A 22,098-nucleotide genomic window follows, 5' to 3' on the forward strand; every position below is an offset into this window, starting at 1 on the left:
TTTTATTCCTTTAATCGATCAGCAGTCAGCTCGCCAAATGCCAGACGAACACGCGCACACACATAAATCAAGCTCCCGGATTGCGCAAACCCGGTCGCTGATCGCAATTGCTGTGGAAAGACAACTGCTTCGCTCTTTAGCTTCGGTTAACAGGATGGGAATCTTTGCGCAACCGGCAATTTCAAATGCGAGTAAGCAAATCTTACAGGCTTCGCAAATCTGGCATAATTTTCAATGAGCTGAAAGGAAAAGGCCATCGGACAGTTTATTGAGCTGTCGTGAGAACCTCTTGGCGCGGCGCATCCAGCAATGGTTTCACGCGGTCGATTGCCCACATATAAAAGCTTCCAGGCTGGAGAGAAACGACTTCCTTGTGTTTCTTATGAATATGAAAGCCGATAAAGTCTGGGTGCTTTATTGGCTCCAAGCCATAAGCAGGATCATAGATGCGGGTAGCTTCCTTCCCGACCCAGTAATAAAAGTTCTCCTGCGGCGCCGCGTTTTTGAAAATGCCGTATTTTCTGGCGAGACGTGAAATGCCGTCATTGCCAAAGATAGTAATACCAATAGATGCTGGCGTGACTTCTTTACCAGTCATTCGATAGTAGAAGGGCCGCAGCTTACCGCGCCTCAGGCCAAGCCAGCGCGGCAATGCATAGGTTGCCGCAACATATGCTTCAAATTCGCGAATAATCGGATGATTGTGTGGCAGATAAAGCGCCGACACTCCGACACGGAAACGATTTTCCCGTGCTACGTAGGGCTTCGATGGATCGGGATGAAGCTGTTTGAGCAGATAGACGTCTGTATCAAACCAAACGCCCTGTTTGTGCTTCATCAGCATGATACGGAAAATATCGCTGAACTGAACAATTGTGATCTGGTCACGAAAATGCGGATAACCCGGGTCCAGCCTTTTAAACACCAGCTCAGGAAGTATCTGTTGGCGTCATGCAATTCCACACCTGGAGGAACATTTTCAATCGGTGCGTAAGAAAAAAGCTTCACACGCTGGCCAGTCATCACCATGGAGGCCAGACAGATACGATCAACTTCACGTAACCGCGGTCCGTACCAGAACGTGCAGATATCCATAAAAGCCCCGAGGAAAATGCCGACGCGTTAAATAAACGCCGGGTAATCAGAAAAATTCAAGGCTAACGCGGAACATTTGTTCCACATGCTTGATTGCGTCCGCAGTAGCAAAAATCACCACACGATCTTTCGGTTTGATGCGGACATTACCATTGGGCTGAATGACCTGCCCGTCGCGATAAATCGCGCCGATTCGCAAACCTTCCGGCAGATCAAGGTCACGCAGAGGTGCACCAACCAATGAGGAGGTCTCAAGCGCTTCTGCCTCAATAATTTCAGCCATGTCACGATAGACACTATAGACCGCTCGGATACGTCCGCGACGCACGTGCTGGAGTATCTTCGATACGGTCACTGCCTTTGGATTAATATATGCATCGATTCCCACCATGTGGGTGAAGTCCTGATACGCAACCGTATTGATCAGCGCCATGTTCGCCTTGCATCCGAGTCGTTTCGCCATGATGCTTGAGAGAATGTTGACCTGATCCTGGTTGGTCAGTGCAACAAACAGATCGGCATCCTCAATATCGGCTTCCTGCAAAAGCGCCTGATCAAGCGCACTGCCATGCAGAACCATTGTCCGATTCAACTGATCTGCTATCGCAAAAGCGCGCTCATGCTCACTTTCGATCATCTTGATCCGCGTTTGCCATTTGCGCTCTTCAATCGCCTTGGCAACATAGAGGCCGATATTGCCGCCGCCAGCAATGACAATACGATGTGCTTCCGGCTTCTCATGTCCAAACAATGACAGCGTTCTGCGCACCTGTTCACGCGTTGTCACCACATAGGCGAGATCACCGGCATGAAGCTGATCTGTCGAGCGCGGAATAAAGAGACTGCCATTGCGCACAACGCCAACGACCGTAGCAGCAAGATCCGGAAACAGGTCCGACAGTTGCTTAAGCGGTGTATTGATGACGGGGCATTCTTCAAGGCACTCGATTGCAAGACCGATGATCTTATCGTCGGCAAATCGCAGGACGTCAGTCGCCCCCTGCAACGCGATGCGCCGCAAGACAACTTCACCAACTTCCAGTTCCGGTGAAATAATGACGTCGATGGGCAGGTTTTCACGCAGGAACAGGTCCTGATACTCGGCCTTGAGATAGGACTGCGCGCGAATACGTGCAATCTTGGTCGGCACGTTGAAAACCGAATGCGCCACCTGACAAGCCACCATATTGACTTCGTCAGATAGTGTGACAGCGATAATCATGTCAGCCTCGTTGGCACCGGCGGCGGCCAACACGTCAGGCTGCGACCCATGGCCAACAAATCCGCGGACATCCAGCGTGTCACGCACAATCTCGATATGTCGTGCAGAAGTATCAATTACGGAGACGTCATTTTCTTCGGCCGCGAGCCGCTCAGCTATGCCGTAGCCGACCTGCCCTGCTCCGCACACAATAACGCGCATATCAATCCGCCTGCCCTAAACTAACTAAAACTGTTATACGCCTAGCGATTTCAGTTTGCGATGCAAAGCCGAGCGTTCCATGCCGACAAATTCGGCAGTACGCGAGATATTGCCACCAAAGCGGTTGATCTGTGCAATCAGATATTCTTTCTCGAAACGCTCACGTGCTTCGCGCAAAGGCAACGCCATGATGTGCTGATCGGATTCCGTTGGTGCACGCGGCAGCGTGTCACCAATTTCGGCTGGCAAAAGATCTGCTGTTACTGGCGCTTCTGGATCGTCGCCACGCGCCAGAATCATCACGCGTTCCACATTATTGCGCAGCTGGCGAATATTGCCCGGCCAACTGTGCGACTGCAAAACCGCCATCGCATCGGAACCGATTTTGCGCGGTTTGATACCGGCCTGGTCGGCAATCTGCGTCATGAAATATTCGACCAGCGCCGGTATATCTTCGCGGCGCGCTGCAAGGGCTGGCACGTGCACCGGCACCACCGAAAGACGATGGAACAGGTCTTCGCGGAAAGTGCCTTCGGCAATCATGCCTTCGAGGTTCTGTGCGGTCGAAGAAATGATGCGGACATCCACCTTCACACGCTTTGTTCCACCCACACGCTCAAATTGCTGATCAACCAGAACACGCAAAATCTTGTTCTGCGTCTCGCGCGGCATATCGGCAACTTCATCGAGATAGAGAATGCCGCCATGCGCTTCTTCAAGCGCACCGACTTTACGCTCTCCGCCATCCATTTCTGTGCCAAACAGCTCGATTTCCATACGCTCTGGCGTAATGGTCGCAGCATTGACTGTCACAAACGGTCCATTGGCGCGGGTTGATTGCGCATGAATGGCGCGTGCGGCCAATTCCTTGCCAGCGCCCGAAGGACCAGTGATCATGATGCGACTATTGGTTGGTGCCACGCGCTCAATTGTCTGACGGAGCTGATTGATAGCCAACGAAGCACCGATCAAATCCATACTGTTGCCACTGCGCTTACGCAGGTTGGAAACTTCACGCTTGAGCTTGGATGTCTCCAAAGCGCGTTCCGCAACCAGAATAAGACGGTCGGCCTTGAATGGTTTCTCGATAAAATCATACGCACCGCGACGGATCGCGGACACCGCTGTTTCAATATTACCGTGACCGGAAATCATAACAACGGGCAGCTCCGGATGTTGCTTCTTGATCTCGTCAAGCAATGCAAGCCCATCAAGACGGCTGCCTTGTAACCAGATATCGAGGAACACCAGACGCGGCACACGATCGTCGATGGCTGCAAGCGCGCTGTCAGCGTCAAAAGCGGTACGTGTTTCATAGCCTTCGTCGCTCAGAATACCTGCAACGAGTTCCCGAATGTCCGCTTCGTCGTCAACTACAAGAATATCGGCTGCCATATCAATTCACCTGTCCAATTATCTTGTTTCCGTGACTTCCCTCTTCCGTACCGGTTGCACCGGTGGAAACCTCAGGAAAGATCATACGTATCATTGCGCCACGTCCTCCGTGGAAATCTGCTGGCGCATCATGCAATTCCAAATGTCCGCCATGCTCCTCAACAATCTTGCGAACGATGGCGAGACCGAGCCCCGTGCCCTTTTCACGTGTGGTCATGTAGGGCTCGAGGAGTTTCTGACGGTCATCACCCGGCAAGCCTTTACCGTTGTCGATAACGTCTACTACTAGCTGCCCGTCGAGTTTTTGCGAGCGAACGAGAATATAACCATCCCCGCGCTCTTCCTTGGCAACCGCATCAATCGCCTCACTGGCGTTCTTGATGACATTACCAAAGGCCTGCCCAAGCAACCGGCTATCGAATGAACCGATAAGCTTTTCAGAACCATATTCATGGTTGAAATGAATGTCCTGTCGGCTGACTTCGATAAGGAAAGATGCTTCCCGAAGCGCCTCGCGCAAGTCCATTGCGCGCATTTCCGGCTTCGGCATCCGTGCGAAAGCTGAAAACTCGTCAACCATGCGACCGATATCACCGACCTGCCGGATGATCGTTTCCGTGCATTGATCAAAGACTTCGCGGTCTTCCGTAATTACCTTGCCGTAGCGACGACGAATACGTTCTGCAGAAAGTTGAATCGGGGTCAGTGGGTTCTTGATTTCATGTGCGATACGGCGCGCAACATCGGCCCATGCCGAAGAACGCTGCGCCTGCACCAGATCGGTAATATCATCGACAGTCACGACATAGGAATAATCGTCAGATTCTGCATCTTCCACCGTAACCTGCACATTGAAGTTACGTGCCGCACCTCCGCGCGTCATGCTGACCTGTTCGCGATGCACCGTGCGTTCTGTCGTACGTGCAACCTCAAAGGCCTGCCCGATTTCCGGCGCGATACTGCTAAGGCTTTTGCCGATTGCATCCTGTGAACTCACCCCGAACATATGTTCAGCGGAGCGATTGAGGATCGAAATGGAACCATCAGATTCAATACCGATAACACCTGCGGTCACGCCTGAAAGCACCGCTTCCGAGAACCGGCGGCGCTCGTCGATCTGATCTTTTGCAGAAAGAAGCTCGTTACGCTGGCTCTTCAGCTCCGCAACCATGTTGTTGAACGTACCCGAAAGCGCGCCGACGTCTCCGTCCGACGAACGGACTGGCACCGAAATATCGAGGTTGCCCGCCGCCACATCATCAGCCGCTCCAATCAACAGGCGGATTGGGCGCACAAGGCGGTCAGCGACAGCAATACCAGTCCATATAGCCGATAGCAAAACAATCAGCGTCAAACCGAAGTAGAGCAGCGCAAAAGCTATCTGGGTCGGAATACGGTTGGCATCCATCTCCTGATAACGAGCTGTATTGGCTTCCATCAGGCGCATGGCTTCCAGAATCTGCTGATCGACGGCACGGACCGTGTAGAGATAGAGATCCGGTATTTCGCGCATCTTGATGACCGCACCGACGAAATTACTGTTGCCGGGTGGAATAATCACAGGCTTACCATCAACAGCAGTCTTCAACGCATCCTCGGTGGGCGGCGGAAGGCGTGTCTCGACACCAGTTTCGCTTTTTACAACGACATCGCCGCCTTCACGCACCAGAAATGCGCCCAGCAAGCCACGACCACCCGCTTGGAGAGTCATGTAGCGAATGAACCCGCCCCGATCGAGGCTGTAAAGCGTGCGCTGGGCATCCAGCTCCTGCAACATCGAGAACGACGTGCTTTGCAGATTGAGTGCCGTTTCGCGAATATACGCAGTGGTCAGACTTTGCGATGAACTTACGATGTCGCGCGTGTTGGTATCAAACCAGCGATCAAGACCGAGATTGAGCGTTACCGAGGCAACAATTGCCACCACGATAGCGGGAACAGCTGCGATCAATGAAAACAGCGCGACGATGCGGACATGCAGCCGGGAAGCTGCCTTCCCCGATCTACGAGCCGAGACGATGCGGAAAATCTCGCGGCAAATCAGCAGAATCAAGAAAACAATCAACGCAACATTGACGATAACCAACGCAATCGTCACATTGCGGTCAGGCGTGATTGGCGTGATGCCAATAAGAATGGCAAAAGAAATCGACGCCGTGATCAGCGCTGAAACAACGGTGATAATACCAGGCAACGCAAGAAGCCTGCGCCCCTCACCCGCGCGTGATGATCGCTCTTCACCGTCTATATCCGTCGTCAGATTCGCTGTGTTCATGTTAACCATGTTACCCAATAGCGTTGCATCTATGCAACGCATTGTGGCGAAAATGCAACGATTGTTTACAGCTAAAATAAGAGTGTCGAAAGGGTGAGCGGATTTCGGGCCGTTTCGGCGTGTATTGATGGTTTAGCTTTGTTTAGCGCCGCGATAGATGTTGACGCCAAGTTCCCTGATCTTCTTCCGCAACGTGTTGCGGTTCAACCCAAGAATCTCCGCCGCCTTGATTTGATTGCCACGCGTAGCGGTGAGACAAGCGAGGATGAGCGGATATTCCAATTCTGCCAGAACGCGATGATAGAGACCTGGTGGTGGCAGATCAGAGCCAAAGGATGCGAAATAGCGCTGCATATTGTGCTCCACCACCTGTGAAATGGTGATGTTTTCGATATCGCCAGATGTGGCAACCGGAACATCGGGCTTTGAAAGCTCCGCCTTCAGTTCGGCTTCGATTATCTCTGGAGAAATTTCTTCCTGCGGGTAAAGCGCTGCCAACCGGCGCACAAGGTTTTCCAGCTCGCGCACGTTGCCCGGCCATGGATAGCGACGCATCATGTCGAAACCCGCAGCGGTAATGCGTTTCTCCGGCAGCCCCTCTTCAGCGGCTCGCTTGAAGAAATGGCGCACCAGATCTGGCACGTCCTCACTGCGCTCACGCAATGGCGGCAAGCGCAGCGGCACAACATTCAGACGGTAATAAAGGTCTTCGCGGAACAGACCCTGTGCGATGAGCTGGCGCAAATCCTTGTTGGTCGCGGCCACGATACGCACATCGGTCTTGATCGGAGTGCGGCCACCGACTGTCATATATTCGCCCTGCTGCAACACGCGCAGCAAACGCGTCTGCGCTTCCATCGGCATATCGCCGATTTCATCGAGAAAAAGTGTTCCGCCATTGGCCTGTTCAAAACGTCCGCTTGAACGGTTCTGCGCGCCGGTAAAGGCACCTTTTTCATGGCCAAACAATTCAGATTCAATCAGATCACGCGGAATAGCCGCCATATTGATGGCAACAAACGGTCCTTTGCGACGGCGGCCATATTCATGCAGTGCGCGCGCAACCAATTCCTTGCCTGTGCCCGACTCACCTGTGACCATCATGGTCAGGTCGGTCTGCATCATACGAGCCAAGACGCGATAGATTTCCTGCATTGCAGGTGAACGCCCCACCAGCGGCATGTTTTCGGCTTGCTCATCAGGCATAGCGGCTGCAGGCTTATGCTTTGGCTCAGAAAGCGCACGACCAACAATATTGATGAGCTCAGTTAGATCGAAGGGCTTGGGCAGATATTCATAAGCACCTGCCTCAGAGGCACGAATTGCGGTCATGAAAGTATTCTGCGCGCTCATCACCACAATCGGCAGATCAGGGCGCATCTTCTTGATGCGCGGGAGCAAATCAAATGCGTTCTCGTCCGGCATATTGACGTCGGTAATGACCAGATCACCATCACCAGCAGCCACCCAGCGCCACAGCGAGGTCGCGTTGGACGTCACCCGAACATCATAGCCAGCACGCGAGAGTGCCTGATTAAGCACTGTGCGAATTGCAGCATCGTCATCCGCGACGAGAATCGTACCTGTCGGACGTCCGGCAATCATGCGTTATCTCCTGTCTTTGCAGACATCTTCGGGCTTTTTGAACCCACATTATCGGCAGAACTCTTCCACGCAGGCATCAGTATGCGGAATGTCGTGCGGGATGGATGGCTGTCGCACTCAATCACACCGCCATGATCGCCGATGATCTTGGCAACAAGCGCCAGCCCCAGGCCTGAACCATTGGTCTTTGTGGTCACAAAGGGATCAAACAGATGCGGCAGCATATCGTCAGGCACACCCGGGCCGTTATCGTGCACGCAGAATTCGAGTGGCAAAGCTACGCGGTCGCTCGCACCCGGAACTTGTAGCCGAATGCCCGGACGATAAGCCGTTGATAGCGTGATCTCCGCCCCTTCGCGGCTTCCGAGAGCCTCTGCTGCATTCTTCACCAGATTGAGAAACACCTGGACCAACTGATCCCGATTGGCAAAGACCGGTGGCAATGACGGATCATATTCCTCAACAAAGCGAATGTGCCGCGCAAATCCGTTGCGTGCGATTGCCTTCACATGATCAAGCACCGAGTAAATATTCACTGCAGTGCGCTCGATAGGTCGTTCATCGGAAAACACTTCCATACGATCTACGAGCTTCACGATGCGATCAGTTTCATCGGTAATGAGCCGCGCAAGCGCGCGATCCTCATCTGTGACTACCTGTTCAAGCAATTGTGCTGCACCGCGGATACCTGAAAGCGGGTTTTTGATCTCATGCGCCAGCATGGAAGCAAGCCCTGTGACCGAACGCGCAGCACCACGATGCGTCATCTGCCGATCGATCTTCTCCGCCATGGTCTTTTCCTTGAACAGGATCACCACAGCGCCCGGCGTCTCGATCACCGGAGCCACATAAAGATCAACGATGCGCTCGGCACCCAGCTTGGGAGACGAGATATCGACGCGGTACTCGTTAACCGGTACCTGGCTGGTGCGAACCTGATCGACCAAAGCCAATAGCGGGCTTCCGAAAGGAAGAAAGGACTCCAGCCGGTTACGTGCCAGAATGGAGGAGCCTGAGCGAAAAAACTGCTCCGCATCCATATTAGCGTAAACGATGTGATTGTCAGTGCTGACCATGATAACAGGCTGGTTGATCGCATCCAGAATTATGCCCGGGATGCCACCGGCTTCGGCTCTTCCGACCATCATGCGACCTTTCTGATTGCGTCTGCATGATTTGCATCACGCAGAAAAACGCGGGCGAGCGCTGCGATAACCGCTTCAGGGTCGGTGAGCGTCATGATTTCAGCCTTAGCTTTTTTGGATTTTTCTGGCGACGAGAATGCCTTGTCCACGTGGCGATCCAGATACCAGCCGAGATGCTTTCTCGCATGACGGATACCAGTTTTGCTGCCATAATGGTCGAGCATATCTTCGTAATGTCTTATAACATAAGAAAGAATTTGTTCTGGAGAACGCGGAGCGAAATCACTGCCCGCTATCGCGCCTGCCAACCACGGTTGTCCGTAGGAACCGCGTCCAACCATCACAGCGTCCGCGCCCGAACGGCGCAACAATTCTCTTGCATCGTCACGCGATAACACATCACCGTTGGCAACCAGTGGAATCTTCACCACATCGCGTACAGCATGAATGGCATCCCAATCAGCACTACCTTCGTAAAACTGGCATCTGGTGCGGCCATGCACCGTCACCATCGCAATGCCCGCATCTTCGGCGCGCTTTGCCAATTCCGGCGCATTGATACTGTTTTCATCCCAGCCAAGACGCATTTTGAGCGTAACCGGAACTTTGACGGCATTAACTGTGGCTTCAACCAATGTCATCGCATGGTCGAGATCGCGCATCAGCGCTGAACCGGAATAGCCGCCCGTCACCTTCTTGGCGGGGCAGCCCATATTGATATCGATGATATCCGCACCCTCGCCTTCGGCAATCTTGGCGGCTTCACCCATCCAGTGCGCTTCACGTCCTGCGAGTTGCACAACATGCGTACCCAGCCCTTCACCGGAAAGGCGCAGCATGCTTTCTTTATGCCTATTGCAGAGCTCTGCACTCGCAACCATCTCCGAAACGACCATGCCAGCCCCAGCCTCGGCAGCGCGTTTTCGGAATGGGAGGTCGGAAACACCCGACATGGGCGCGAGAAAAACGCGGTTTTGAAGGGCCACGCCACGTATGTTTAGAGGTTGTTCGAGGAGAGTCACCAAGAAATGCCCATTTGATGTGCATGATGCAATTAGCACACACTTTAATCATTCAATGCGTTGAACGCAAGGAAAAGCACATGCCTGCGATGATAAATCGATTGCCGTCTGGCAATTATTTGCGCAAGGCATTATTCGGCTTGCAGACGATTGTTTGAATAGATGAATCTTTTGGCAAAGGCGACCGACATTTCACGGGCAGCAGCAGTCATCGTAGCCGCGGGGCGTGGCGAACGGGCGGGACAGAGCACCGAAGGGCCGAAACAATATCGGCGCATCGGTCGCGAAGCTGTGCTTGCGCGTACGCTGCGTGTTTTCGCTCGATGCACTGAGATTGACCAGATTGTCGTGGTCATTCATGCGGACGATGCAACGCTTTATGAGAACGCCATAGCAGATCATTATTCAAATGTGCGCGTTGTAACCGGTGGTCCCACGCGTCAGGAATCGACACGGCTCGGGCTACTGGCGCTTACCGCAGATGCGCCGCAATATGTGCTCATTCATGATGGCGTGCGCCCCTTCATTGAGCAGGACCTTCTCGCGCGGATTTTTGACAATCTGACGCCAGAAGAAGGTGTACTGCCCGCGCTTGCCGTATCAGATACATTGAAGCAATCGGCCAGCGATGGAACGGTCAAGACAACTGTTCCGCGTGCCGGTCTTTTCTCCGCGCAGACGCCGCAGGCCTTTCCCTTTGCGCCGATCCTCGACGCGCACGAAAAAGCATTCATCAGCGGGCGCTCAGACTTTACTGACGATGCATCCATTGCAGAATCTTTTGGGCTTTCAGTCCGCATCATTGAAGGTTCCGCAGACAATACGAAATTAACGTGGGCCAAAGATATCGAAATGGCCGACAAACGCTTGAGGCATGGCATGACTTCATTTCCAGATATCCGCACCGGCAATGGCTATGACGTTCACAGCTTTGAACCCGGCGACCATGTCACGCTCTGCGGCGTTGCCATTCCACACAACAAGAAGCTGAACGGCCATTCCGACGCAGATGTCGCTCTGCACGCCTTGACCGACGCATTGCTTGCAACCCGTGGCGCGGGCGATATCGGTACGCATTTCCCGCCCTCCGATCCGCAATGGAAAGGTGCTGCATCCCATATTTTCGTTGAACATGCCGTGAAAATCGTCCGCGAAGCTGGTGGGCGCATTGCCAATGCTGATGTGACGATCATTGCTGAAGAGCCAAAGATTGGACCGCACCGTCCCGCTATGACGGAAGCCATGGCAAATATGCTCGGAATTTCGCACGACCGTGTGTCCGTCAAAGCGACTACCAACGAGAAAATGGGCTTTGTTGGCCGTGGCGAAGGTATTGCTGCTATTGTAACAGCAACAGTGATCTATCCCGGGGAGGTTCCGGAATGACATTCATTGCGGAAGCTCAGGCCATTGACGTTCTCAATGCATGCCGCAAGTACGGCACCATGATTGCAACGGCAGAATCCTGCACAGGTGGACTTATCGCAGGCGCGCTGACAGACATTGCCGGTTCGTCTGATGTGGTGGATCGGGGTTTCGTCACCTATTCCAACGAAGCCAAGAACGAAATGATCGGCGTTCCGCTTGTGTTGATCCATCGGATCGGCGCTGTCTCAAAGGAAGTGGCCATTGCCATGGCAGAGGGCGCGCTCGCTCATTCTCGCGCAGGCATCAGTATCGCTGTGACAGGTATTGCAGGTCCCGGCGGCGGGTCAGCTGAAAAGCCCGTTGGCCTTGTGCATATCGCGAGCGCTCGTAAAGGCTTTGCAACACTGCACAAAGAATGCCGCTTTGGTGAAAAATCACGCGAAGATATTCGCCACGAAACCGTGATTGCTGCACTGGCGCTGGTTCTTGAAGCGCTTAAATCGTCAGAACTGGCTTAGACTTAGGCAAGCCCGTAAATCGCGTCAGCACGCTTCTCGAATGCTTCTGAGAATTTGCGGAAAGCCAGATCGAACATCGACCCCATCAGGAGTCCAAGCGTCCTGCTCTTAAATTCATAGTCGATGAAAAATTCGACATCGCATTCATAGCCATCACCAACCGGCTTGAACGTCCAGCGATTATCAAGATAGCGGAACGGACCATCGACATATTTCACGTCGATGACGTTCTCTTCAGGCTTCAAAAACACCTGACTGGTAAAAGTCTCGCGGATCAGCTTATAGCCCACCGTCATATCAGCAATGAGAAACGTCTTACCGTCTTTCTCCTTGCGTGATCGGATCGACAAAGCTTCACACATGGGCAAAAACTGCGGATATTTTTCAACATCCGAAACCAGGGCAAACATCTGGTCTGCCCTGTGGTGAACGCGTCTGACATTCGTAAATTGCGGCATGCGATATTAAGCCTGTGCTGCGACCTGCGCTTCACGTGCAGCCTTTAGCTTCGCAAAATCATCGCCAGCATGGTGCGATGAACGTGTCAGCGGGCTGGACGCAACAAGCAGGAAGCCCTTGGTACGACCAATCGTCTCAAAGGACTTGAATTCGTCCGGCGTCACAAAACGGATAACCGGATGGTGCTTACGGGTTGGCTGGAGATACTGACCGATGGTCATGAAATCCACCTCAGCAGAACGTAGGTCATCCATCAGCTGAAGGATTTCGTTCCGCTCTTCGCCAAGGCCAACCATAATGCCGGATTTGGTGAAGATCGTTGGGTCGAGTTCCTTCACACGCTGCAACAAGCGGATCGAATGGAAATAGCGCGCACCGGGACGAACCTTGAGATACTTCGAAGGCACCGTTTCCAGATTGTGATTAAACACATCCGGGCGTGCCTTGACCACGATCTCAAGCGCGCCTTCCTTACGCAGGAAGTCTGGCGTCAGAATTTCGATCGTCGTCTTTGGCGCGGCTTCACGAATCGCGAGAATGACATCGGCGAAATGCTGCGCGCCTCCATCGGCCAGATCGTCACGATCGACTGACGTGATTACAACATGCGTCAGCCCCATCTGTTTGACGGCGCGACCCACATTTTCAGGCTCATTCGGGTCGAGAGCCTTCGGAATACCAGTGGAAACGTTACAGAACGCACAAGCGCGGGTGCAAATCTCACCCATGATCATGAAGGTTGCGTGCTTCTTTTCCCAGCACTCACCAATGTTCGGGCAACCAGCTTCTTCGCAAACAGTGACAAGCTTGTTGGAGCGGACGATCTCACGCGTTTCATTATAGCCACGCGAAACGGGGGCCTTGACTCGGATCCAGTCGGGCTTCTTCAAAACTTCATTGTCTGGACGGTGAGCCTTTTCAGGATGCCGTTGACGTCTCTGGTTCACTGTATCGAGAACTGTAACCATGCTGTTTCCTGCCTATCTGGAACAAAACGCCTGCAGGCCTTGTGCTCCAACAATGGGTAGACCCCTGAATATGGCATGCCCTAACAATTTGAAGCACTGCTACGCAATGCCCATAACTGCGGCTTACCGTCTCGCTGCAATCCCAATCGCTCTGAAAACCAAAGCCCATATGAGACCGAATATAAGGCCGCCGAAGCCAAGTGCCAAGGTCAGTGTCCAGACACCGTACCAGCCGACAATCGCCATTCCGTTGATCGATATAGTGTTTCCGCCGATCAAGCTAAAGCTTCCGGCAAGAAAACCCAGTGCAAGACCGCCTGCGGTACACCATTTTATCATGGGCCAGGCGGCACGCCGCCAAGGCCCTCCATTATCGATCAGTGGAATGTGCTTACTCCTATGTAAGAGCCTTCTAAATTACATATTCAGCGCGCGGCCATAGACATCCAGCACACTTTCCTTCATTGTCTCGGAAATGGTTGGATGCGGGAAGACCGAATGCATCAGCTCTTCTTCAGTGGTTTCAAGGTTCATCGCGACAACGAAACCCTGAATAAGCTCTGTTACTTCTGCGCCGACCAGATGGGCGCCCAGCAGCTGTCCGGTTTTCTTGTCGAAAATGGTCTTAACCAGACCCTGATCTTCACCAAGTGCGATTGCCTTGCCGTTGGCGACAAATGGGAAACGGCCAACGCGAATATCGCGTCCAAGCTCTTTCGCTTTGGCTTCAGTAAGACCAACGGAGGCGACCTGCGGGTTACAATAGGTGCAGCCGGGGACCATGTTGCGGTCGAGCGGATGAACATTCGGCAAACCGGCAATCTTTTCGACGCAGATAACGGCTTCATGCTCAGCCTTGTGAGCCAGCATTGGTGGACCAGCAACGTCACCGATAGCATAGATGCCATCAACGTTCGTCTTGCAATAAGCATCGATGGCAATGCAACCGCGATCTGTCTTGATGCCGAGTGCTTCAAGGCCGATATTCTCGATGTTACCCTGAACGCCAACAGCCGAGATCATGCGATCAACGGTCAGCGTCTGAACCTTGCCGTCTTTGGTTTCGATATGAGCGGTCACATTGTTTGTGCCCTTCTCAACCTTCGAAACTTTGGCGTCTGTAATGATCTTGAGGCCACGCTTTTCGAGCTGCTTGCGCGCGAAAGTCGAGATCTCCGCGTCTTCAACCGGCATAATATTCGACATCAGTTCAACGACAGTAACGTCAACGCCCATGTCATTGTAGAACGAAGCGAATTCGATACCGATTGCGCCAGAACCCATGACCAGCATGGTTTGTGGCAGTTCTTGTGGAACCATGGCTTCAAAATAAGTCCAGATCAGCTTGCCATCTGGCTCGATACCTGGAAGCGCACGCGGACGCGCACCAGTCGCAACGATAATGTGCTTCGCTTTGTAAGTGCCCTCGCCCAGCGTGTTCTTTGGCTGTGGCGCCTGTGGCAGCATCGGTGCCTTGGAGGTCTTGGAAACAACGATTTCACCCGGCTTGGAAAGCTTTGCTTCACCCCAGATCACGTCGATCTTGTTCTTCTTCATGAGGAAGCCAACGCCGCCATTCATGCGCTCGGCGATACCGCGCGAGCGGGAAACAACAGCCTTGATGTCTGCAGTGATCGAACCTTCAAGCTTCAGGCCATAATTCTTTGCATGATCAGCGAGGTGCTTCACTTCTGCTGAACGCAGCAGCGCCTTGGTAGGGATACAACCCCAGTTGGAGCAGATACCAGCAAGATGTTCGCGCTCTACAACAGCCGTCTTGAGCCCAAGCTGTGCTGCACGAATAGCGGCGACATAGCCTCCAGGACCCGATCCGATAACAATAACATCGTAACTGTTGGACACGCTCATTCTCCTCGAGTGGTCTTTATGCCGGCTCACCGGCATATCTTTCACTGTTCAAAAAGCCGATATCATCGGCCCAATAATTCACAAACCGAGCACTGCACGAACAACAGGCTCCAGCCCTTGTCCGATTGCCCGGGTATTTTCTCTATCCAGATGCACACCATCAAGCGAAGTCGTCTTCGCGACAGTCGAAGCATCAAAAAACGCGCATTTCATTTCATCGGCAAGTCCGGCAAGCAACGGACCTAACTTGGCGGTTTCAACAATACCGCCCGCAAACATCGAAGCAAAAGCCGGATCAGCGCTCTCGCTGATATGTGGTGGCGCTACGATAAGGATTTCAGGAACCGTCGAACCTTCACCATACGGGTGCGAACGAATGATCTGTATCAATCTGCGCATGCCAGAATGGCTTGAAAAAGCGTCACCCACGACCTGTGGCTTCATATCATTGCTACCAAGCAAGATAATAACCAGATCAAGTGGGGAGTGTGTGCCGAGCAATGTTGGCAGAATACGAGCGCCATTGCGGTCTTCTGCTGCCGTATAGTCATCGAAGGCAGTCGTGCGGCCGTTCAGCCCTTCGGCAATGACGTTGGCCTGCGAACCGAGCGCGTTCTGTAAAACTGAAGGCCAGCGATCTTCCAATGGAAGACGTGCGCCATTGGGAGCCTGATAGCCCCACGTCAATGAGTCACCAAAGCATAAAATAGACTTCATGCGTTATGGCTCCGTGGAATATGGATTTGATCAATAAACTGAAAAATAAAACAAAAAAAAGCAAATCCAAGCCACGCAAGCAACTTGCGCATCAATGCATGTTTCTTGACAGCAGAGACGCCGCCAAGGCTTTTCCCGATAGTAGAGGCAACGAAAAGCCTTGGCGTTAATGTCATATTACACCAGCATACCCATTGGGTTTTCGATGTGACGCTTGAAGGCCTGTGCCAGTTCAGCAGCAAGAGCACCATCGACTGCACGATGATCGGTCGAAAGAGTTACGGACATAACTGTCGCAACCTTGATTTCACCGTTCTTGACCACTGCCCGCTGTTCGCCCGCACCGATTGCGAAAATCGTCGCATGCGGTGGGTTGATGATCGCGGCAAAGTCCTTGACGCCAAACATGCCAAGGTTGGACACAGAGGTCGAACCACCCTGATATTCGTCAGGCTTGAGCTTGCGGTCACGCGCACGCTTGGCAAGGTCCTTCATCTCATTGGAAATGGCGGACAATGTCTTCGATTCCGACTGACGCACGATTGGCGTAATCAGACCGCCCGGGATCGACACAGCAACGCCGACATCCGCACGCTTGTGCTTGATCATGCCGCCTTCCGTCCAGGAGACGTTGGCCTCAGGAATATCACGCAGCGCAAGAGCCACGGCCTTGATCACCAGATCGTTGACAGAAAGCTTGTAGGCCGGAACCTCACCCTTCTCTGTCTTGATCAGCGGTGCAGCTGAATTGATCTGCGAACGCAGAGCCAGAAGTGCATCCAGTTCGCAATCGATCGTCAGATAGAAATGCGGAACAGTCTGCTTCGATTCCACCAGACGGCGGGCAATCGTCTTGCGCATGCCGTCGTGAGGAACGATTTCGTATGTGCCTTCTTCAAAGAGCTTGAGGATGGCATCATCCGACTGAGGCTTCGAAGCCGATGCAGTGGCCTGCTGTGCAGCAGATGCAGCCTTCGCGCCACCAGACTTAATAGCAGCTTCAACGTCACGCTGAACGACGCGACCATATGGACCAGAGCCTTTTACAGCCGCAACGTCGACGCCTGCATCCTTAGCGATGCGGCGAGCAAGTGGTGATGCAAAGACGCGTTCACCCTTGTTCTCAGTGCCTTTGCTTGCAGCAGAAGCGGCCGCAGGAGCTTCAGCCTTCGCAGGAGCCGGGGCGGCTGCAGGTGCAGCTTCTTTCTTAGGCTCTTCCTTCGGTGCTTCAGCCTTTGGTGCAGGAGCAGCATCACCGCCCCCTGCTGCACTTTTGGCAGCTTCAGCAACATCCTCGCCGTCTTCGGCGAGGATTGCGATCAACGCGTTGACCTTGACGCCTTCGGTTCCGGCAGGAACCACCAGCTTGGCAACGGTGCCTTCGTCGACAGCTTCGACTTCCATCGTCGCCTTATCGGTTTCGATCTCGGCAATCACATCGCCGGACGTTACCTTGTCGCCTTCCTTGACCAGCCACTTGGAAAGATTGCCTTCTTCCATCGTTGGCGAAAGCGCTGGCATGGTGATTTTAATCGGCATGTCCAGTACCTCCTCAGGCGGTGTAGGTCACGGCTTTCACCGCTTCTACCACTTCTGCAACAGTTGGCAGAGCCAACTTTTCAAGATTTGCCGCATATGGCATCGGCACATCCTTGCCAGCGATCGTCAGGATCGGCGCATCGAGGTAATCGAAAGCCTGCTGCATGACGCGGGTAGCAATCTCAGTACCAACGGACGACTGTGGATAGCCTTCTTCCACAGTCACGAGGCGGCCAGTTTTCTTGACCGATTCGACAACTGTCGGAATGTCCATTGGACGGATGGTGCGCAGATCAATGATTTCCACATCGATACCGAGACCGGCCAGCTCTTCTGCAGCCTTGATCGCATAGGTCATGCCGATACCGAACGAAACGATGGTCGCGTCCTTGCCCTGCTTATGAATGCGGGCCTTGCCAATTGGCAGAACGAAATCATCAAGCTTCGGCACATCAAAATGATGACCGTAAAGGATTTCGTTTTCGAGGAAGACTACCGGATTTGGATCACGGATAGCAGCCTTTAGCAGGCCCTTCGCGTCAGCTGCCGTATAAGGCATGACGACCTTGAGGCCCGGAATCTGGCTGTACCATGCAGCATAGCACTGAGAGTGCTGAGCTGCGACGCGGGCAGCTGCACCCGAAGGGCCGCGGAACACCATTGGTGCGCCCATCTGACCACCGGACATATAAAGCGTCTTGGCTGCCGAATTAATGATCTGGTCAATCGCCTGCATGGCGAAGTTGAACGTCATGAATTCAACGACCGGCTTCAGGCCAGCCATTGCGGCACCAACGCCAACACCGGCAAAACCGTGTTCGGTGATCGGGGTATCAACGACGCGGCGCGGGCCGAATTCGTCGAGAAGACCCTGCGTGATCTTGTAAGCACCCTGATATTCGGCAACTTCTTCACCCATGATGAAGACATTTTCGTCACGGCGCATTTCTTCGGCCATGGCATCGCGCAGTGCTTCACGCACAGTTGTCGAAACCATTTCTGTACCGGCTGGAATATCCGGATCAGCAGCAACTTCAACCTTTGGAGTAGCTGGAACGCTATCGGCTTTCTTTTCTTCAGCCTTTGGCGCTTCTTTTGCTTCTTCCTTCGGTGCTTCAGCCTTGGCCGCCGGAGCAGAGCCAATATCAGAGGCGCTTTCACCATCGCCGAGCAGAACTGCGATCGGCGTATTGACCTTCACGCCTTCCGTACCTTCTTCGATGAGAATTTTACCGATTGTGCCTTCATCAACGGCTTCAACTTCCATCGTCGCCTTATCGGTTTCGATTTCCGCGATCACGTCACCAGACGTAACCTTGTCGCCTTCTTTTTTAAGCCACTTGGAAAGTTTGCCCTCTTCCATCGTAGGAGAAAGGGCAGGCATGAGAATTTCTACGGGCATGACAACACCTTTCTCGAATTAGAGCAGAATATCCGTGTAGAGCTCGGAAGCATCCGGCTCTGGATCGTTTTGAGCGAAATCGGCGGAATCAGCGACGATGTCGCGAACTTCCTTGTCGATTTCCTTCAGCTCTTCTTCAGTGGCCCAGCCCTTTTCGATCAGGCGCTGTTTTACCTGTTCGATAGGATCGTGTTCGGAACGCATCTTCTGCACTTCGTCCTTCGAGCGATATTTCGCAGGATCGGACATCGAGTGACCGCGATAACGATAGGTTTCCATTTCAAGGATCAATGGACCCTTGCCGGAACGTGCCCAATCAACAGCGAACTCAGCAGCAGCGGCAACGGCGCGAACGTCCATGCCGTCAACCTTGATGCCCGGAACGTTGAACGAAACACCGCGCTTGGAGAAGTCTGTTTCAGCAGAAGAACGCGAAACTGACGTACCCATCGCATAACGGTTGTTTTCAATCACATAGATCACAGGGAGCTTCCACAGCGAAGCCATGTTGAAGCTTTCATAGACCTGACCCTGATTGGCAGCGCCGTCACCGAAATAGGTCACGGAAACATTGTCATTGCCGCGATACTTGTTCGCGAAGGCAAGACCAGTTCCAAGCGGAACCTGAGCGCCAACGATACCATGGCCGCCGTAAAAGCCTTTCTCTTTCGAGAACATGTGCATGGAGCCGCCCTTGCCCTTGGAGTAACCTCCACGGCGTCCGGTCAACTCGGCCATGACACCACGTGCTTCCATGCCGGTAGCAAGCATGTGACCATGGTCACGGTAGGAAGTGATAATTTGATCGCCTTCCTTCAGCGCTGTCTGCATGCCAACAACAACGGCTTCCTGACCGATGTAAAGATGGCAGAAACCGCCGATGAAGCCCATACCGTAAAGCTGACCGGCCTTTTCTTCGAAACGGCGGATCAACAACATCTCACGATAAGCGGCCAGTTCCTGCTTCTTGTCGAAGTTTGCAGGCGCAGGTGCCTTGGGGGTTGTAACAGAAGACGCCTGCATTTTGCCGGCAGGCGCCCTTTTAGCCCTCGGTGCCATATCTCGCTCCCTTAAGCATCCCCCCCGAAAATCGGGATCGATTTTCGGAAGACATGATGCGTCGATTCAAATTACCAGAGCGACCCTTACGCACCCGTAGGGCAAACGGCGCTCTAAGATTGTTGTTCTATTGTGACGTTATACGGGCAATTTACAAGATACAATATGCACCCAGAGCATAGCTGCTATGCCGCCAAGCCTTTAAAAACATATCACAAAAAGACAATTAACTGGATTTGAGTTAATTCGACTTGTCTTCCTTTGAAATGATTATAGTCATTTCGTCGGGATGGGAGAGATTAAGCGCCCTGCGCGCTTGCTCGTCAAGCATATCCTTTTCGATCGACCCATCGCGCAAAAGCGTGACGCGCTTCTCAAGTGCGGCCCTGTCGGCAGTCACTTTCTCAAGCTGCTGGCTAAGCAGGCTTTTCTGTTCTTCAAGCTGAATACGGGAATAAAGACCAAACTCGCCATGATAGGCGTGAAAACCGAAATAGCTAAGAAACGCAGCCGTCAAAATAGGCAGCACAAAGCGCCCGCGGATAGATTTACGTTTCTGCTTGGTCCACATTTCGGCTTCCTTCCCGGACACTCAAAACGGCTTTGATTCTCGTCAAAAAGCCGTCAATCCGATTTCCACCATGAAGCATTATTTTGCTTAACAGAGATTTACCGCAGCCCTATGACGCAAGCTTATCGAGCATATTTCTTTGAAAAGAGGCTTTATTTCAGCGATTGGGCACACAGAATCACAAATGGCAGATAGTGACCTGTTTCCGACATTTGCATCCCTCAGTGACAGGCATCGAAAAAATGTCGGAATCAAAAGACCACTTGCAACTTTATGAATCCAGTGGATTTTTCGAATTTGACGTTTGAAACAGCATCGATATCATCCGAATTCAAACGTCAAATTCAATCCACTATGGCCACCATTTGATCATTAATAATTGTGGAAATCACACATCGAGAATGGTCGAGAAGCCACCCATGATCATGCGTTTGCCGTCAAAAGGCATGGTATCGCCCATTTCCTTCATGCGCGGGTCGCTCATCATCTTCTCGTTCGCGGCATCTCTTGTGGCTTTGTCTGGATATTCAAACCACGAGAAGACCACATCCTCATCGGCTGTCGCCTGCACTGCACGGCGAAAATCAGTGACTTTGCCATCGGGTACATCGTCACCCCAGGCTTCGACCATCCGCGTCACGCCAAATTCCTTAAACAGCGCCGACGCTTTGGCGGCATGTTTCTGATATGTGTCCTTGTTCGCCTTAGGAACAGCGACAACAAATCCTTCGATATAAGCCATTTCTCTCTCCCATTTTTTCCGCCCGTTTCATTGACTGCGTTTGCCCTCGGTTCACTTTCCTCTGAAATAGGTCACTAAACTTAACTGGCAACAGCATTTACATTGATATCAATGTAAATTGATTTGTCAAATAAGGCATGACTACCTGCTCAGCGTAAAAAGAAGAGGCTCTGAGCCTCAACGTGTAGGTTGGATGAAGGGCTCGCGTAAAAGGAAACGGTCGAAAAAAGAATCGTTGGGCAGTCACCGCTGCGCTGTTACCGAATGCCATAAGGTAGGAGCGAGATCATAACCACTTCCCTCCCAGCTTTCTGAAGAAACTGCATTCCACGATGCATTGCTGTTCCAAAAGCTGACGATCTCATCGGCGCTCATATAGTTATAGTATCGCCCAAGTGCGTCATAACCTTCTCCTGGGCCATCCTTAAAACTCGCCCATAACCAACCGCCGGGCTTTAGTGCACGGTGCATACGCCGCACAATATCGGGTAGGTCTGCACGATTTGCATGGAGAAGCGAAGCAGATGCATAGATGGCGTCATAACGCTCGACCGCCTCAAGTTCATGGAACAGCATCTGTTTAACGGGGCGCTTCAAAAGCAATGCAGCTTCTGCAGCGAGTTCTCCTGAACCATCGGTCGGATCGACCTCAAAGCCTTGTTCGAGCATAGCTTTAGCATCCTGGCCGCTCCCTGTGCCAAGCTCAAGAACAAGACCTGTAGGCCGCACGAGTATGAGAAAACTCTCCAGTCTTGGATTAACGCTGGAGCGGGCTGCATAGGCGGCTGCATTATCCGCATAAAAACCCAGCGTATCGCTCGACATAACTCTGCTCCCCAATTGCGCCCAGCGCGCCCCTTTAAAAACCAACCAAATATGTCGACACAAAGTCGCAAAGAAAAAGGCGGGCCAAAGCCCGCCTTTTC

Annotated in this window: 19 protein-coding genes and 2 pseudogenes; 2 read left to right on the forward strand and 19 right to left on the reverse strand. The window is 52.7% G+C overall.

What is annotated here, in order from left to right:
- Nucleotides 1-2: 2 nt before the first annotated feature.
- The 8 genes and pseudogenes from OIV19_RS06755 to dusB form a co-directional block, all read right to left on the reverse strand.
- Nucleotides 3-219, reverse strand: a pseudogene (locus OIV19_RS06755) (hypothetical protein).
- 46 nt (nt 220-265) lie between these two features.
- A pseudogene (locus tag OIV19_RS06760) lies at nt 266-1,095 on the reverse strand (hypothetical protein).
- 46 nt (nt 1,096-1,141) lie between these two features.
- On the reverse strand, nt 1,142-2,518 hold the full coding sequence (gene trkA / locus OIV19_RS06765) for a Trk system potassium transporter TrkA (RefSeq protein ID WP_095446719.1): 1,377 nt from the start codon (nt 2,516-2,518) through the stop codon (nt 1,142-1,144).
- 33 nt (nt 2,519-2,551) lie between these two features.
- Nucleotides 2,552-3,913 (reverse strand): nitrogen assimilation response regulator NtrX, encoded by a 1,362-nt coding sequence (gene ntrX, locus OIV19_RS06770; RefSeq protein ID WP_095446720.1) that lies wholly within the window; start codon nt 3,911-3,913, stop codon nt 2,552-2,554.
- A 1-nt stretch (nt 3,914) separates the two neighbouring features.
- Nucleotides 3,915-6,230 (reverse strand): sensor histidine kinase NtrY-like, encoded by a 2,316-nt coding sequence (locus OIV19_RS06775; RefSeq protein WP_264231052.1) that lies wholly within the window; start codon nt 6,228-6,230, stop codon nt 3,915-3,917.
- A 90-nt stretch (nt 6,231-6,320) separates the two neighbouring features.
- Entirely contained in the window at nt 6,321-7,793 is a 1,473-nt protein-coding gene (gene ntrC, locus OIV19_RS06780) for a nitrogen regulation protein NR(I) (protein WP_095446722.1), read from the reverse strand.
- The gene (locus OIV19_RS06785; protein WP_095447909.1) at nt 7,790-8,938 is read right to left on the reverse strand and encodes a two-component system sensor histidine kinase NtrB; all 1,149 of its coding nucleotides are present in this window, start codon (nt 8,936-8,938) and stop codon (nt 7,790-7,792) included. The genes ntrC and OIV19_RS06785 overlap by 4 nt, the downstream gene beginning before the upstream one ends.
- Nucleotides 8,938-9,960, reverse strand: coding sequence for a tRNA dihydrouridine synthase DusB (dusB, locus tag OIV19_RS06790; protein ID WP_208636304.1), 1,023 nt, complete (start codon nt 9,958-9,960; stop codon nt 8,938-8,940). Before dusB ends, OIV19_RS06785 begins: the two co-directional genes overlap by 1 nt.
- A gap of 162 nt (nt 9,961-10,122) precedes the next feature.
- On the opposite strand from dusB, the gene OIV19_RS06795 reads away from it, so the two are divergent.
- The gene (locus OIV19_RS06795; RefSeq protein WP_235901858.1) at nt 10,123-11,346 is read left to right on the forward strand and encodes a bifunctional 2-C-methyl-D-erythritol 4-phosphate cytidylyltransferase/2-C-methyl-D-erythritol 2,4-cyclodiphosphate synthase; all 1,224 of its coding nucleotides are present in this window, start codon (nt 10,123-10,125) and stop codon (nt 11,344-11,346) included.
- Nucleotides 11,343-11,846, forward strand: coding sequence for a CinA family protein (locus tag OIV19_RS06800; RefSeq protein ID WP_095446724.1), 504 nt, complete (start codon nt 11,343-11,345; stop codon nt 11,844-11,846). The genes OIV19_RS06795 and OIV19_RS06800 overlap by 4 nt, the downstream gene beginning before the upstream one ends.
- A gap of 2 nt (nt 11,847-11,848) precedes the next feature.
- Here OIV19_RS06800 and OIV19_RS06805 read toward each other — a convergent pair whose 3' ends face one another.
- The 11 genes from OIV19_RS06805 to OIV19_RS06855 form a co-directional block, all read right to left on the reverse strand.
- Complete coding sequence (locus OIV19_RS06805; RefSeq protein WP_095446725.1) at nt 11,849-12,304, reverse strand: type II toxin-antitoxin system RatA family toxin; 456 nt, start codon at nt 12,302-12,304, stop codon at nt 11,849-11,851.
- Between the two features lie 6 nt (nt 12,305-12,310).
- Nucleotides 12,311-13,273 carry a lipoyl synthase gene (gene lipA, locus OIV19_RS06810; protein ID WP_095446726.1) on the reverse strand — a complete coding sequence of 321 codons (963 nt, stop codon included), beginning with the start codon at nt 13,271-13,273 and terminating at the stop codon, nt 12,311-12,313.
- Nucleotides 13,274-13,396: 123 nt separating this feature from the next.
- The gene (locus tag OIV19_RS06815; protein WP_095446727.1) at nt 13,397-13,612 is read right to left on the reverse strand and encodes a hypothetical protein; all 216 of its coding nucleotides are present in this window, start codon (nt 13,610-13,612) and stop codon (nt 13,397-13,399) included.
- Nucleotides 13,613-13,690: 78 nt separating this feature from the next.
- Nucleotides 13,691-15,136 (reverse strand): dihydrolipoyl dehydrogenase, encoded by a 1,446-nt coding sequence (lpdA, locus tag OIV19_RS06820; protein ID WP_264231053.1) that lies wholly within the window; start codon nt 15,134-15,136, stop codon nt 13,691-13,693.
- 84 nt (nt 15,137-15,220) lie between these two features.
- Nucleotides 15,221-15,859, reverse strand: a complete 639-nt coding sequence (locus OIV19_RS06825) for an SGNH/GDSL hydrolase family protein (RefSeq protein ID WP_264231054.1) — start codon at nt 15,857-15,859, stop codon at nt 15,221-15,223.
- Between the two features lie 177 nt (nt 15,860-16,036).
- Complete coding sequence (locus tag OIV19_RS06830; RefSeq protein WP_264231055.1) at nt 16,037-17,398, reverse strand: pyruvate dehydrogenase complex dihydrolipoamide acetyltransferase; 1,362 nt, start codon at nt 17,396-17,398, stop codon at nt 16,037-16,039.
- Nucleotides 17,399-17,411: 13 nt separating this feature from the next.
- Complete coding sequence (locus OIV19_RS06835) at nt 17,412-18,800, reverse strand: pyruvate dehydrogenase complex E1 component subunit beta (RefSeq protein ID WP_095446732.1); 1,389 nt, start codon at nt 18,798-18,800, stop codon at nt 17,412-17,414.
- 18 nt (nt 18,801-18,818) lie between these two features.
- Nucleotides 18,819-19,859, reverse strand: coding sequence for a pyruvate dehydrogenase (acetyl-transferring) E1 component subunit alpha (pdhA, locus tag OIV19_RS06840; RefSeq protein ID WP_095446733.1), 1,041 nt, complete (start codon nt 19,857-19,859; stop codon nt 18,819-18,821).
- A 241-nt stretch (nt 19,860-20,100) separates the two neighbouring features.
- Nucleotides 20,101-20,430: an FtsB family cell division protein gene (locus OIV19_RS06845; RefSeq protein WP_095446734.1), complete on the reverse strand. Its 330-nt coding sequence runs from the start codon at nt 20,428-20,430 to the stop codon at nt 20,101-20,103.
- A 388-nt stretch (nt 20,431-20,818) separates the two neighbouring features.
- Complete coding sequence (locus OIV19_RS06850) at nt 20,819-21,172, reverse strand: DUF1428 domain-containing protein (RefSeq protein WP_095446735.1); 354 nt, start codon at nt 21,170-21,172, stop codon at nt 20,819-20,821.
- A gap of 243 nt (nt 21,173-21,415) precedes the next feature.
- Nucleotides 21,416-21,997 (reverse strand): class I SAM-dependent methyltransferase, encoded by a 582-nt coding sequence (locus tag OIV19_RS06855; protein WP_095446736.1) that lies wholly within the window; start codon nt 21,995-21,997, stop codon nt 21,416-21,418.
- Between the last annotated feature and the right edge of the window lie 101 nt (nt 21,998-22,098).

The organism is Brucella sp. HL-2, assembly GCF_025846885.2.
Lineage (GTDB): Bacteria > Pseudomonadota > Alphaproteobacteria > Rhizobiales > Rhizobiaceae > Brucella > Brucella quorumnocens.

Bases quoted from the DNA above. Each gene is read 5' to 3' on its own strand.
- OIV19_RS06805 (WP_095446725.1), bottom strand. From the start codon at position 12,304: ATGCCGCAATTTACGAATGTCAGACGCGTTCACCACAGGGCAGACCAG.
- OIV19_RS06815 (WP_095446727.1), bottom strand. From the start codon at position 13,612: ATGATAAAATGGTGTACCGCAGGCGGTCTTGCACTGGGTTTTCTTGCC.
- ntrC (WP_095446722.1), bottom strand. From the start codon at position 7,793: ATGATTGCCGGACGTCCGACAGGTACGATTCTCGTCGCGGATGACGAT.
- lipA (WP_095446726.1), bottom strand. From the start codon at position 13,273: ATGGTTACAGTTCTCGATACAGTGAACCAGAGACGTCAACGGCATCCT.
- OIV19_RS06845 (WP_095446734.1), bottom strand. From the start codon at position 20,430: ATGTGGACCAAGCAGAAACGTAAATCTATCCGCGGGCGCTTTGTGCTG.
- pdhA (WP_095446733.1), bottom strand. From the start codon at position 19,859: ATGGCACCGAGGGCTAAAAGGGCGCCTGCCGGCAAAATGCAGGCGTCT.
- ntrX (WP_095446720.1), bottom strand. From the start codon at position 3,913: ATGGCAGCCGATATTCTTGTAGTTGACGACGAAGCGGACATTCGGGAA.
- OIV19_RS06775 (WP_264231052.1), bottom strand. From the start codon at position 6,230: ATGCGTTGCATAGATGCAACGCTATTGGGTAACATGGTTAACATGAAC.
- OIV19_RS06830 (WP_264231055.1), bottom strand. From the start codon at position 17,398: ATGCCGATTAAAATCACCATGCCAGCGCTTTCGCCAACGATGGAAGAA.
- OIV19_RS06855 (WP_095446736.1), bottom strand. From the start codon at position 21,997: ATGTCGAGCGATACGCTGGGTTTTTATGCGGATAATGCAGCCGCCTAT.
- trkA (WP_095446719.1), bottom strand. From the start codon at position 2,518: ATGCGCGTTATTGTGTGCGGAGCAGGGCAGGTCGGCTACGGCATAGCT.
- OIV19_RS06825 (WP_264231054.1), bottom strand. From the start codon at position 15,859: ATGAAGTCTATTTTATGCTTTGGTGACTCATTGACGTGGGGCTATCAG.
- OIV19_RS06785 (WP_095447909.1), bottom strand. From the start codon at position 8,938: ATGGTCGGAAGAGCCGAAGCCGGTGGCATCCCGGGCATAATTCTGGAT.
- OIV19_RS06800 (WP_095446724.1), top strand. From the start codon at position 11,343: ATGACATTCATTGCGGAAGCTCAGGCCATTGACGTTCTCAATGCATGC.
- OIV19_RS06835 (WP_095446732.1), bottom strand. From the start codon at position 18,800: ATGCCCGTAGAAATTCTCATGCCTGCCCTTTCTCCTACGATGGAAGAG.
- OIV19_RS06795 (WP_235901858.1), top strand. From the start codon at position 10,123: ATGAATCTTTTGGCAAAGGCGACCGACATTTCACGGGCAGCAGCAGTC.
- OIV19_RS06850 (WP_095446735.1), bottom strand. From the start codon at position 21,172: ATGGCTTATATCGAAGGATTTGTTGTCGCTGTTCCTAAGGCGAACAAG.